Source organism: Acinetobacter sp. CIP 51.11, assembly GCF_000369665.1.
In the GTDB taxonomy this organism is placed as follows: domain Bacteria; phylum Pseudomonadota; class Gammaproteobacteria; order Pseudomonadales; family Moraxellaceae; genus Acinetobacter; species Acinetobacter lwoffii_S.
The window spans coordinates 204767-218712 of the sequence record NZ_KB850129.1; the positions used below are offsets into that span (position 1 = coordinate 204767).

Sequence of the window (13946 nt, forward strand, 5' to 3'; positions counted from 1 at the left end):
TGGTAAAAGACCCTCTATAATTTAATTAAAGAGGGTCTTTGTATCTGTCCCATACTTTCATCGACATGAATTCTATTTAGGGGGACGTTTTCTTTTTCTTGCCGCCACCGTCTTGTTTATTGACCGTCGACCAAGCGATACGTTCGGCTTCTTCTTCAGAATGCCCACGCGCTTTTTCGCTTTCTTCAATATGTTGGGCCTGCCGTTTCTGTTTATCGGTATAGGCTGATTTTTCACCTCTAGGCATCTTAATATCCTCATCAGGTTTGGCTGAAATTACTATAACAAGAGCTTATTTTTACAAGGGTAAGTATTTGTTGGAATCATTTTATAAAAACCTAATTTTTTAAAATATGAAAATCTAAAGATTAAATAGATGAAGATAACGGTCAGCCAGAACCGCTATCTTCTGTGCCAGATTAGCCGTTAATAATACTGCCGCCATTCACATGAATCACCTGACCTGAAATATAGCTGGCTTCTTCACTGGCCAGAAATAAATACGCCGGTGCTACTTCACTTGGCTGGCCCATGCGGCCCATTGGGGTACTTTTACCAAAATCTTTAAGCTGTTCTTCATCAAAACTGCTCGGAATTAATGGTGTCCAGATTGGCCCTGGCGCGACACCATTGACACGAATGCCGGTTTTATTTTTCAATAAATTGGTGGAAAGGCTTCGGGTAAATGTAGTGATGGCACCTTTCGTGCTGGCATAGTCAATCAGCTGATCATGTCCGTGATAACTGGTAATACTGGTGGTATTGATAATGCTGTCACCTGCTTGCATATGCGGAATCACCGCCTGAGTCAGGTGGAACATCGACAGAATATTAACATTAAATGTTTTAAGTAATTGCTCGGGCGAGATATCGGTAATACTTTCTTTCGGGTATTGAACCCCGGCATTATTGACCAGAATATTAATCGTTTTAAATTCCTGAAGGGTCTGCTCCACCATTTTCTTGATTTCATCTTGATCTTGTAAATCACATTGAATCAGCAGACAACGGCGGCCTTCATCTTCCACCATTTTTTTGGTGTCCCGTGCATCCTGATCTTCATCCAAATAGCAAATGGCGATATCTGCACCTTCGCGGGCAAATAAGACCGATACAGAACGGCCAATTCCGCTATCACCACCAGTAATCAAGGCAACTTTGCCTTTTAATTTTTCACTGCCTTTATAATGCGGTTTAATAATTTCCGGTGCAGGGTCCATTTTGGTTTGCACACCCGGTTGATGGTCTTGTGTTTCAGTTGAAGCTGGGGTTTCAGGATAATGATTCATATCTTTTCCAATTCCAATGATTGTGGCCATATAAGAAAAAATATATTAGAAGCTTTTAGGCAAAATGAGGCTGGACTCAACATTTCATAACAGAATGTATTCGAGATTTATCAATTATTCGTTGAAACGGATCAGGTTGAGCAACCAGAACAGAAAAAGCTGATGAAACAGCTTCTGGCTACACTTTGATAGCTGAGGTGGTCTTGAAAGGTGAAATTTGATTAGGGAAAGTAAGGCATCAACGGAGATTTAAAATCTAGACATACATAGGCCTTTTTTACTGGGCTTGTATATAAAATAAATGGAGAGTTTTTTAACTCTCCATTTATTCATTCTGATGTGTTTAAAAAATTTCTATAGGGTCTGTTGACATTTACTGTTCATAATTAACCCTATAAAGGTAGCCATAAAAATATACAGGCTAAAGCAACAGAACTTTGATAATTTCTTTTGAGCTTGTCATATCGAGTAGCTATTCCTCTAAATTGCTTTAATCTACAAAACATATTTTCAACTAAATGCCTGATTTTATATAAATACCAGTCCATATGATCATTGTTCGATTGGCTATTTGTTTTCTTTGGTATATTCGCTTTAGTCCCTGTTTTCCTGATCTGTTCACGCAGTGGTTCTGAATCATAGCCTTTATCTGCACATACCACTTTTGTCTCTTTTAAATCTAATGTTGATATTAAATCAGGTGCAACTTTAACATCATGTGTGGTTCCATCGGTAATCATGAAATCAATAGGATTGCCATGTGCATCAACAATCAAATGTATTTTTGAGGAGTTTCCTCCTACACTTTTAGAAATAGATTGATTCGCTATACCGGCAGAATGTTGATGAGCACGTACATGAGAGCCATCAATAAAAATCCACTCCATATCGGGGCATGAGGCTAGTAATTTGAATAATCTAAGTAACTTACCGCTGCTTGACCAACGATTAAAACGTTTGAAAATAGAGTTTGAATGACCAAAACAACAAGGAATATCTCGCCACGGACAGCCTGTTCTAATTCTATAGAGAATAGCTTCAATAAAATTGCGTAAATTTGAGTTGTGGTGAATGGATAAATTACGCAGAATAACTTTCAACTTTTGCCAGTGTTGATCTGTCAGCATGGTACGAGGCATAGCGAATAGTAAAATTGGGTTTGGCGATTTGATTTTACTACTTCGCTATTTTTTTAAGCTAAAAGTGTCAACACACCCTAGAAATAAATTAAAGATTATCACTTAAATTAATTCTGGCCTGTGCTGCCTTTTCCTTTTTGGCTGAGGCTTTACCCCAGTTAAACTTTTGTGCACAGATGCCTAAGCCCACAATAAATAATGCAAGCACACTAGTATAAACCACTTCTTTAAAATAGGTTCCTTCAATAATCATGGTAATTAAAGCGCCGACAATAAAGATAATGACCAGATAAGTGAGCCATGGGAATAACCACATCTTGAATGGAATATTTTGTCCTTCAGCTTCCAGTTTTTTACGTAACTTAAGCTGAGAAATGGCAATAGCAAGATAGACATATAAAGATACGGTACCAGTCGCTAACATCAAGACATCATAAATATTCATACTTTCGGTGGCAGTCAGATAAATCGCCACGAAAGAAAATAGGCTTGAAAAGATGACACCTACCCATGGGCTGTTATTGCGGTTGGTTAAACCGAAACTCTTTGGTGCATCTCCACGTTTCGAGAGGGAATAGACCATGCGTGAACAGGTATAAAGTGCGGAGTTAAAGCAGCTACATACCGAGGTGAGCACGACAAAATTAACAATATGGCGTGCTTCTGGAATACCGAGTGCAGTAAGCGCTACGCTATACGTACCCCAGGTCGGATCTTTCAATAAAGGATTATTGTGTGGAATCAGGCAAACCGTAATCAACATTGAACCGACATAGAATAAAATGATACGCCATACAATTGAATTAGCGGCCTTACGAATTTCCTTGGCTGGATCTTTGGTTTCAGCTGCTGCTACGGTGACAATCTCTGCTCCCATATAAGCAAACATTACACCCAATAAGGCCGTGATCACCGATGAAAACCCATTGGGCATAAAGCCTTGAGCGGTTAGATGAGTTGTACCACCGAGCATAGAGGCATCGCCCCAAGGCCACAGGTGCATCACGGCCAAACTACCAAACACCAGAAACATTACAATGGCAATAACTTTGATCAGGGCAAACCAGAACTCGAATTCACCAAAGTTTTTTACGTCACGGAGATTAATCCAGACCAGTGCTACAGTGACCAGAAGCATATAGCCCCAGATCGGGATAAATGGAAACCAGCTATTTAGGATTTTCCCGGCAACAAAGGCTTCCCAGCCCATGAGCAACGTCCAGAAAGACCAGTATAACCAGCCGATAGAAAATCCAGCCCAGCGCCCGATTCCACGATCCGCATAGGTTGAAAATGAACCACTGTCGGGATTCAGTACCGCCATTTCTCCCAGCATACGCATGATGAGTAAAACTAATATTCCACCTAGAGTATAGGCAATGAGTGCAGCCGGCCCTGCAGAATAGATGACATTACCGGAGCCGACAAAGAGTGCTCCACCAATGACACCGGCAATTGAAATCATGGTGAGATGGCGTGATTTAAGTCCGTTTTTTAAGCCGTTTGATGATTCGGAATTGGAGAAATGTTGATGTTCTGCCATATAATTTCCCTTAATATCAATAGCGTAGCGGCAATAAAATTCCTTATTTGGCTTACGCTATCTTATCCTTTGAAACTGTAACCGAATTCATCAGTGCTTGACCAATATTAAGTTAATCTTAATAAAATGAATCCTTGTAGCCCTATAGACAGGATCACACTTTGATTAAAGTACGGTTACATGCTGTTCATGTATGCGGTTAATTTCTCTTTTTTGTTGTAAAGTGACGAGAGCCATTTTTGAGCAATTCAAAGGAGCCAATTGGCTTAAGAGATAAAAAATATAAGCAGGCAATATTTACAGAAAAATAAAGCCTACCTAAAATATCAGGCTAAAAGCAGGTTTACGTTCCCTTTAAAAATAAATTAAAAGCTTTTTGATTTTAAAAATATAATTGTATTGATCCCTGAGTTTTTACTAAGTTAAAGTGCGAATTCCATGCTCACGCAAGCACTTTAACAATATCCCGAAAGCCACCAGAATTTCCTGTTCACTCACACAGGCAAAGCCCAGTAATAATCCTTTCTGCCGGGTGGAATAATGTTTGGTATAGTATTGCGATAAGGCTCTGACCTTGATTTCCAGTTCAAGCGCTTTGGATGCAATCAAGACATCATCACTGCTGCTCGGCAATTTTAAAATCAGATGCAAACCGGCGGCGGTATTGTATTCATGCAGAAAATCTTCACCTAAATGTCGGCGAATCAGGTCAATTAAAAAAGCGTGGCGTTTGCCATACAATAAACGCATCCGTCGGATATGCGCTTCATAATGTCCTTCACGGATAAATTCAGCCAGTGTTTGCTGATCGATTAAGTGACCACCACGATAAAGTTCCGAAGCTACAATTCGCAATGAAGAAAAGAGCTGTTTTGGTACCACTAAATAGCCAATACGCAGGGCCGGATAAATCGTCTTACTGAACGTCCCCATATAAATCACCGGAGAATCCGGCTCTAAACCTTGTAAAGAAGGATAGGGCTGGCCCGAGAACCTGAACTCGCTGTCATAATCATCTTCAACAATCCAGCTATTGTGCTGGCGTGCCAGTGCAATTAACTGTTTGCGCCGTTCTAAACTTAAATGTGAGCCCAAAGGATACTGATGCGACGGCGTCACAAAAATCAGTTTAGGTGGTTTCTTGGGATGCAGATCGGGAATAATCCCTTCCTGATCCACCGGTAAGGAACGTAGATTGACGCCATTAATTCGTAAAATATTACGCGCGCCCCAATAGGCTGGATCTTCGATCCAGACCTCATCGCCTATGTCGCTTAAAGTACGCGAGACCAAATCAATCGCCTGATGGGTGCCTTCGGTAATAATGATCTGATCAGCATCGCACTGCACTGAACGGGCAATTTTCAGATATTCTGCCAGCTCCTGACGCAGTTCTAGGGAGCCACCGGCATTGCTGTAAATCAGGTTGTTAACTTGAGGTTCACGGCTCAAACGCGTTTGGATTTTGCTGAAAATATGATGCGGAAATTCGGTTACATCGGGTGCGCCCGGTACAAAGGCTCCCCATTGATAAGGCGAAGCCGCGGAATAGCCGAGCAAGTAAGAACCGCGTTGCGACAGATTATAATTTTGCTGTGCTTTTTTTTCTGCAACGGCAGGAGAATTCTGTTCTGCCTTCACCAAAAAGGATTCGGGTAATTTCTCTACCACCCAGGTACCTTGACCGGTACGGGCATCAACATAACCCTGTGCCTGTAATTGTTCATAGGCATTTAACACCGTATTACGTGATACCTGAATCTCTTTAGCCAGATCACGCGATGCAGGCAAGCGGGTTTTGGGAGCCAATACGCTATCAATAATCGCGTTACGCAAGCAGCGGAACAGGCGCATCTGTAATGTTCCTGTGACATCTTGCTGCAATCGCTGCAGTAAATAATCTCCAAGCAAGCTACGCAATTGGCTCTCTCCTACAAATTTGAAATGGCTCTCGTGAGAGCGGTATTGCTAGGTGCAAAATAGTCTGATCAGGCAGTCATTGTAAAGTGTCTTGTATGCGTTTTGATCATGTACCTGCGGCTTGAATGCGAGCATACAGGCGGGCAGGCAATATACACAGATACCGATTAAAACTAAAGCGGAAAATCTAGACACTGATTTTGTTTGGAGCTCGCTGAACTAAGACCTGAATCAAGCAATGATTGCCATAACAGCCGAATAGAGATGTGTTGCAGCCGCCAGGACATACGACTGCATATAACAAAAGGATCATAGAATGAACATGATGATGAAAGGATTGACCTACACCGAGCAAGGTACAACGGCCTGGAACAATTATCTTAAGCAACTGGATAAAGTAGCGCCTTATCTGGGTGAGCTGAGTGAACGACTGGACATGCTGCGACGCCCAAAGCGCAGTTTGATTGTCGATGTTCCGGTCATTATGGATGATGGTACGGTTCAGCATTTTGAAGGCTATCGTGTTCAGCACAATTTAACCCGCGGTCCGGGCAAAGGCGGCGTGCGTTTTCATCCAGATGTCAATTTAGATGAGGTGATGGCTCTGTCGGCCTGGATGACGATCAAATGTGCTGCTCTAAATTTACCTTTTGGCGGTGCCAAAGGCGGTGTGCGAGTTGATCCGAGCCAGCTTTCCAAGCGCGAACTGGAACGCTTGACCCGACGTTATACGGCAGAAATCAATTTAATTATTGGACCGCAAAAAGATATTCCGGCGCCGGATGTTGGAACCAATCCGCAAATCATGGCCTGGATGATGGATACGTTTTCCATGAATGCGGGTTCTACGATTACTGGTGTAGTGACCGGAAAGCCGGTTCATTTAGGGGGGTCTTTAGGCCGCAGTAAAGCCACAGGCCGTGGTGTGTTTATTAGCGGTCGTGAAGTTGCCCAGCAAATCGGTATGGATTTAAAAGATGCCCGGGTCTGTGTACAGGGTTTCGGTAATGTCGGCAGTGAAGCTGCGCTGCTTTTCCAGGAAAATGGCAGCAAAGTGATCTGTGTTCAGGACCATTCTGCCACCCTGTATCAGGAACAGGGGATTGATATTAGAAAGCTGCTTGAATACTCAAATACCCACCATAAAATTCAGGGATTTTCTGCCAGCGATGAAATTTCTGCATCAGCTTTCTGGACCATTCCTGCCGAAGTCTTTATTCCGGCAGCGCTGGAAGGTGTGATTAATACTCAGGTCGCGCAAAATATTCAGGCCAAAATGATTCTGGAAGGTGCCAATGGTCCCACTTTGACTGAAGCGGATGAAATTCTGAGTGAGCGTCATATTACCGTGGTGCCAGACGTGATCTGCAATGCGGGTGGCGTGACGGTCAGCTATTTTGAATGGGTTCAGGATTTGGCCAGCTACTTCTGGACTGAGGAAGAGATTAACCAGCGTATGGATGCCAGCATGAAAAATGCGGTACAGGATGTATGGCAAAAAGCAGTTCAGGCCGGATGTTCTTTGCGTACAGCCGCTTATATTCTGGCTTGTGAACGTATTTTAATGGCACGTCAGGAACGAGGGATCTATCCGGGTTAAGCGAAGTTTTTGCAAGATGGATTAATCCATAAAAATGAATGGATTTAATCCATGATGACCTATCCTAAATTTTTGCAATGGATTTTTAAATTGGCTTCTTTATTTAAAAAGGAGCCAATTTTTATTAAAAACATAAATACTTGTTTATAAATAAAATAATTTTATATTTTGACTCTTTTACTAATTTCAACTAGACCAATTGGCTCCTTCGATCTGCTGCAAAGTGGCTCTCGTCTCATACGTATAAAAGCGCAAAATGAACCATATCAGCCAGTCTTTGGCAAATTTCTATCCCAAGATCCGGATAGCAAAATTTACAACGTATGAATCAAGAATGAGGATACAAAATGGACAGTAAACACTCAGCACTGAATGCACGTAAACAGCAGGCAACACCACGTGGTGTTGGGGTCATGTGTCAATGGTACGCAGAGAAAGCAGAAAACTCGACCATTTGGGATGCAGAAGGCAATCAATATATCGACTTTGCGGGCGGGATCGCCGTACTGAATACTGGCCATCGTCACCCTAAAATTATTGCTGCGGTCACTGAACAATTAACCAAATTTACCCATACGGCTTATCAGGTTGTACCATACGAGAGTTACGTTGCTCTGGCAGAACGTATCAATGCACGCGCTCCCATCCAAGGTGCTGCAAAAACCTCATTCTTTTCGACTGGTGCTGAAGCTGTCGAAAATGCAGTTAAAATTGCCCGTGCCCATACTGGCCGTCATGGCATTGTGACTTTTGGTAATGGTTTTCATGGCCGTTCATTCATGACGATGGCCATGACCGGTAAAACTGCACCTTATAAACGCGACTTTGGGGTGATGCCTGGTGGTGTTTTCCATGCCCGTTACCCGGTGGAATCCAAAGGCATTAGTGTTGATGATGCAATTCAAAGCATTGAAGACATTTTCGCAGAAGATATTGCTGCGCATGACGTAGCAGCAATTGTGCTTGAGCCTGTACAAGGCGAAGGCGGATTTAATGTGGTGCCTGCAGAATTCCTGAAACGCTTGCGTGTCCTATGCGATCAAAACGGCATTTTACTGATTGCTGATGAAGTACAGTCTGGTTTTGCGCGTACAGGTAAACTGTTTGCGATGGATTATTATGAAACCAAGCCAGATCTGATTACGATGGCAAAGAGTCTGGGCGGCGGTTTCCCGATCTCAGGCGTTGTGGGTCGTGCTGAAGTCATGGATGCACCAAATCCAGGTGGATTGGGCGGTACTTATGCAGGTAACCCGGTTGCTGTTGCTGCTGCCCATGCGGTACTGGATATCATTGAAGAAGAAGGGCTTTGTGAAAGAGCGAATGATCTAGGCGCAGAACTGGTTGATGTTTTACATGAACTGAAAATGTCATCTAGCATGGTCAAAGATATTCGCGCACTGGGTTCAATGGTGGCAGTTGAGCTTGAAACCGCGGAACAGGCAAAAGCTGTACAAAACCATGCCATGCAAAATGGTCTGTTAATCCTGACCTGCGGTCGTTATGGTAATGTAATCCGTTTCCTATACCCGCTCACAATTCCGGCAGAACAGTTCCGTGCGGGATTGGCTATCTTGAAACAAGGGTTTGCACTGTCTGTCGCAGCCTAATGAAAGAGTAATGATCATGCTTCAAGCGCAATATAGAGATTTATTACAGCATCCTGATATCAGCTTCGATCAGCCTGCCACGGGTGAATATATTGAAGTCAACGATGCAGCAACCCAAGCCACTTTGGCCTGGGTAAAATCCCATGACCGGGCGTCTGTAGAACAGCTGATTGTTCGTTCTCAGCAAGCCCAGAAAGCCTGGAAAGCCAAGACAGCTCTTGAACGTGCGGATGTGCTTTGGGCCTGGTTCGATCTGATGCAGGAAAATAAAGAGTCCTTGGCTCAGATCCTGACTGCTGAACAGGGCAAGCCACTGGCTGAGGCGCGTGGTGAAATTGGTTATGCCGCTTCCTTTATCCGCTGGTTTGCCGAGCAGGCGCGCCGTATTGATGGTGACGTGTTGACACCAACGCTTGCCCATCAACGTTTATTGGTTATCAAACAGGCGATTGGGGTAACAGCTGCGATCACGCCATGGAATTTCCCGGCGGCGATGATTACCCGTAAAGCCGCGCCAGCTCTGGCTGCTGGCTGTTCCATGCTGGTTAAACCGGCTGAACAAACACCTTTAACCGCCTATGCGCTTGAAGTTTTGGCCTTGCGCGCAGGTTTGCCACAAGATGTATTGCTGCATGTCAGTGGTGATGCGGTTGCAGTGGGTCAGGTCTTATGTGAAAGCGAAACCGTGAAAAAGTTAAGCTTTACCGGCTCAACTCAAGTCGGTCGTATCCTGATGCAGCAATGTGCGCCGACCATCAAAAAACTCTCCTTAGAACTTGGTGGCAATGCGCCAGTTCTGGTCTTTGATGATGCCAATCTCGAACAGGCGGTACAGGGCATCATGGCCAGTAAATTCCGTAATAGTGGACAGACTTGTGTTTGCGCGAACCGGATTTATGTACAAGATGGCATTTATGATGCGCTGGTAGAAAAACTGGTGGCTGCCGTTGCCAAACTAAAAGTCGGTGATGGCCGTGATGAAGCTTCTACCCAAGGTCCATTAATTGATGAGGCTGCGATCGAAAAAGTGCAGTCACATATTGCCGACGCAGTGAGCAAAGGTGCACAGGTGAAAACCGGTGGACAGCGCTCAAATCTGGGCGGTACATTCTTCGAGCCAACGCTTCTGACTGAAGTTACTCAGCAGATGCGTGTGGCAAAAGAAGAAACTTTTGGACCGTTGGCGCCGTTATTCCGTTTCAAGACTGAAGAAGAAGCAATTCAGATGGCGAACGATACAGAATTCGGTCTGGCTACCTATGTATTTACCCAAAGTACAGCACGTCAGTGGCGTGTAGGTGAAGCCTTAGAATACGGTATGGTGGGAATCAATACCGGAGCTATCTCTAATGAGGTTGCGCCATTTGGTGGAGTCAAGCAATCAGGGTTAGGCCGTGAAGGGTCTAAATTCGGTATGGATGAATACCTTGAAATGAAATATCTCTGTGTTGATATTTCTTCATAATGATGTTTAAAAAGTAAACTTATTCATTAAAAAACTGATGAGAAAATATCAGCCTCCAGTGAATCCCGTGTTTAATTTAAACCGGGATTCCTGCGATGGAGCAAGGACTCAATAAACAGATTGGAGGAGGGCATATTTTCAGTTGTTAAGTCATTCTTCTTCTCTAAAATTCCCCTAAATATCAATTAAAGCATCAGATTATCATCAGGATTTAACCCTGATTTCTAACTTTAAACCAAAAGCATCCAGTAATTTCTGCATAGACTTGAGTGTTGGATTGCCTTCAGGTTGTTCCATTTTCTGTAGAGTCTGGGGAGCAATCTTGGTAATTTTAGCCATATCGTTGAGTGTGAGGTGCAACTCGGTACGAATGAAGCGAGCAACCTGATGAAAAGGCCAGTCAGGATTGTTACTGACGGTTTCAAGTACAGACAATCTCTTTTGCATCTGTTGAATCGGAGTCAGTGGCTTGAAGCGTTTATCCATAATTCAGCTCCTCCAATTGTTGGCAAATATTATCAATTCGATACTGGCTATTTTCCAGAATTTCAGGTGCCAATTGCAGATACTGCATGTGCTCGAGTAATCCCTGATAAAGTGGTAATTGTTCGATTAACACCGCTTTGATTTCTTTTGGATCAATCATCGTGCTTTCGGCGATCTGTTCAATGACTGAATGCCAAATTGGCATACCACCATGATCATCTCGCTCCCAACGCGTAGTTCGGGCAATACCATCTGGATGTAGCCACATCGGCGCAAAATCAAATAATGGGGTTAGTCGAATGATTCCATTATTGAAACGTTGAATCGCTGTATTACGGGTATGATTGTCCTTATTGCCTAAAGCGACATTGGCAAGATCACGCTTCAAATATTCAAAGATTTCCTGTTTTGGTTCAGTACAGCATTGCATCAACAGGCTACAGATCTGGTTATGGGTCATTCTTACCCCAAAACCGGCTTTTCCTCCCAGAGAAGCAATACTTTCCTGGGCAATTCTTTCAACCTTCCCATCGCTGACTTTACGGTCAAATCGGGGAATAAATAAAGTCTTACCATGCAGCTCCAGTTCCTGATGAACACGAAGTCCCAGGTATTGGGCAATTTTCATATATAAGGCTTCGTGCATCAAAATTTTATCTAGATTCTGATCACTGCCACGACTGAATTTCACCAGCCAATGCTGTTTGACCTGATCATCTGTCAGCGTGTGATCCAGATAGAACAGGTCATCGTGACCTTGGGTCAGTAGTAATTTTGGCCACTCGCCCTGAATACCAGAAGAACCGGCAATAAAAAGTCCATAAGAGGCCAAGGATTCAATAAATTTTTCTTGACGTTCTACGACTTGGTCCAGACTAAAGCCATGATTCTGCTGAACAGGGAACTGCCCCTGTAGCCATTCATAAGCCTCTTTAATCCGTAAATTACCAATCGGATTGCCTGCACCCGCTTTTAAAAGCGCCCAGTCTGCTTGTTCCTGAGTATTTTCAGAAAAATTAAGCTGACGGAGTAATTCTTTACGACCATAACCTTGAGGTAACAAATCCATCAGGAAGGCCGGCCAGGTAGATTGCAATGTATTTTGCACATTTACCGGTAAATGATAGGCTAGCGCATGCCCATCGCTTAGGTTCATATAAGAAATAGCATATTCAAACAGATATGATGTGCGCGTGGCTGCTTGCCATCCAGTTTGTTGTTGACCGACAATCTCAACAATAGCGCAATCCAGCCATTCATCTTCCTGATAAATCTGCAGTGTGCAATATTGATCCATAATTTTATTAAAATAGTAAAGTAAAGTGATTTTATTTATTATATACCTATTTTAATAAAAAACTAATTTTATCTTCTTAAAGTTCTTTATCGTTCTAAAAGGCCTTATCTTCACCAGAATACAAGGCTTATGAGGCTATATAACAAGATGTATCCTCATAGAAATCAATATATAACCCAATTGATTTTTAAATATCAGAGGAGCTCTAACCTTGGTTATTTATTATGAATCTTTCTTTTGAATAAAATTTTAAGCAGCAAATAAAGGACTAAATCCCCGTTTACGTAGTAATTTTCGGTACATACTCGAGCTTCGATCTGCCGGAAAATGCGCTTCTAAAGATAAGTCCAGAGGTAAATATTCAGGTTTCTGATTTTCTACAATCACACGATCTTCCTCGAAAATTTTCATATTAAAGGCATAGACATCTTCAACCGGTAAATCTTTATCATAATTGCGGCAAATAGGTGCAAAAAGTCGTGTTGAACGCGCAGTCATGGGTGAAGCCGCATTCATGATGACCTGCTTGGCATGATTTGGAAAATGAATCGTAAGTGTTGCAGTAAAGGGTAGGCTCACTTCAAAATGACGTAACCATTTAAAATCTTCCTGGCCACGCTGCTCGATTCCGATCGGATAACGTCCCACACTGCTGATATAATCTGCATTAAAACCGACCTCCGTTTCTGTCGTACTGTAATCAGGAACTTCTACATCCTCCGGATCGCCAAAAGTGTCTGGATGCACCCAGGCAAAATGAGCCACATCAATAAAACCTTCGAGCTGTCTTCCTGCAAAACATTGAATGTCTATCTGAGGGCAGACCAGTTGCTGATACTCAGCATCATCCCAAAAAGGCATGTTAGGAATATGAGGTTCTGCATCTTTTGTAGCGCTTAATGAACACCAGATCAAACCATACTTTTCTACCGCAGCATAAGTTTTCAAATGGAAACGTTCCGATATTTTATGCTGAGGATGTGCAGGAATACGGTTGCATTTACCTTCATTGCCAAAGCGTAAACCGTGATAACGACACACCACGCCTTGGCCGTCATTTTTTCCCAAGCTTAAAGGTACACCGCGATGCGGACATGCATCTTTCGCCACCACCAGTTCATCGTTCATTTTATAAATCACCAGAGGCATATCAAGCAGCATGCTACTTGTTGGCTGATCTGTAATATCACGCGCAAGTGCAATCGGATACCAGTACTGAGCCAAAAGATGCCAGTCATGTTCCTCGAATGTCATATGGACTGGTAAGTCGGGACTAAAAGCGGCGATATTTGTATTCATAATGGGTTCTGTGTCATGACCTTTAGCTGGACTATAAAACAGCAAGGTGTTCTATGAAATTTCAATTAATAGGACATAGGATTGCGTAAATCAGAACACTGACCGGCGATTGAAAACAAATAAGCATCTTTCTAGGTTTTTTATATTCAACCACGCAAATATTGAGATGGGATATTTCTAAGCTTAAATTTCGCTGAAAATATTTTTTTAAAAAGCGTGCTCTCAGTTTCAATGCTCTAGTTTGGCGCATAAATTGCTTATCACGCGTATAGAAAATTGATCATTTACTCAGAATCGA

Annotated in this window: 11 protein-coding genes; 3 read left to right on the top strand and 8 right to left on the bottom strand. The window is 42.8% G+C overall.

Features of this window, described 5'->3' with window-relative positions:
- Positions 1–76: 76 nt before the first annotated feature.
- The 5 genes from F894_RS15145 to F894_RS04795 form a co-directional block, all read right to left on the bottom strand.
- The gene (locus F894_RS15145; protein ID WP_005246371.1) at positions 77–247 is read right to left on the bottom strand and encodes a hypothetical protein; all 171 of its coding nucleotides are present in this window, start codon (positions 245–247) and stop codon (positions 77–79) included.
- 172 nt (positions 248–419) lie between these two features.
- Positions 420–1289, bottom strand: a complete 870-nt coding sequence (locus F894_RS04780) for an SDR family oxidoreductase (protein ID WP_005246373.1) — start codon at positions 1287–1289, stop codon at positions 420–422.
- 392 nt (positions 1290–1681) lie between these two features.
- Positions 1682–2428, bottom strand: a complete 747-nt coding sequence (locus F894_RS04785) for an IS5-like element ISAba31 family transposase (protein ID WP_004645384.1) — start codon at positions 2426–2428, stop codon at positions 1682–1684.
- 88 nt (positions 2429–2516) lie between these two features.
- A complete protein-coding gene (locus tag F894_RS04790; protein WP_005246374.1) occupies positions 2517–3971 on the bottom strand; it encodes an amino acid permease in 1455 nt (484 codons plus the stop codon).
- Between the two features lie 417 nt (positions 3972–4388).
- Positions 4389–5891: a MocR-like pyridoxine biosynthesis transcription factor PdxR gene (locus tag F894_RS04795; RefSeq protein WP_005106974.1), complete on the bottom strand. Its 1503-nt coding sequence runs from the start codon at positions 5889–5891 to the stop codon at positions 4389–4391.
- 328 nt (positions 5892–6219) lie between these two features.
- Here F894_RS04795 and F894_RS04800 point away from each other — a divergent pair, with 328 nt between their 5' ends.
- The 3 genes from F894_RS04800 (at position 6220) to F894_RS04810 (ending at position 10566) form a co-directional block, all read left to right on the top strand.
- A complete protein-coding gene (locus tag F894_RS04800; protein ID WP_034438420.1) occupies positions 6220–7491 on the top strand; it encodes a Glu/Leu/Phe/Val family dehydrogenase in 1272 nt (423 codons plus the stop codon).
- A 347-nt stretch (positions 7492–7838) separates the two neighbouring features.
- Complete coding sequence (gene gabT / locus F894_RS04805) at positions 7839–9101, top strand: 4-aminobutyrate--2-oxoglutarate transaminase (protein ID WP_005246377.1); 1263 nt, start codon at positions 7839–7841, stop codon at positions 9099–9101.
- Positions 9102–9117: 16 nt separating this feature from the next.
- Positions 9118–10566 (top strand): NAD-dependent succinate-semialdehyde dehydrogenase, encoded by a 1449-nt coding sequence (locus F894_RS04810; protein WP_005246378.1) that lies wholly within the window; start codon positions 9118–9120, stop codon positions 10564–10566.
- A gap of 204 nt (positions 10567–10770) precedes the next feature.
- Here F894_RS04810 and F894_RS04815 read toward each other — a convergent pair whose 3' ends face one another.
- The 3 genes from F894_RS04815 to F894_RS04825 form a co-directional block, all read right to left on the bottom strand.
- Positions 10771–11052: a helix-turn-helix domain-containing protein gene (locus tag F894_RS04815; protein WP_004280265.1), complete on the bottom strand. Its 282-nt coding sequence runs from the start codon at positions 11050–11052 to the stop codon at positions 10771–10773.
- Positions 11045–12349, bottom strand: coding sequence for a type II toxin-antitoxin system HipA family toxin (locus F894_RS04820; RefSeq protein WP_005246381.1), 1305 nt, complete (start codon positions 12347–12349; stop codon positions 11045–11047). Before F894_RS04820 ends, F894_RS04815 begins: the two co-directional genes overlap by 8 nt.
- 249 nt (positions 12350–12598) lie before the next feature.
- Positions 12599–13648 (bottom strand): Rieske 2Fe-2S domain-containing protein, encoded by a 1050-nt coding sequence (locus tag F894_RS04825; RefSeq protein ID WP_005246382.1) that lies wholly within the window; start codon positions 13646–13648, stop codon positions 12599–12601.
- Between the last annotated feature and the right edge of the window lie 298 nt (positions 13649–13946).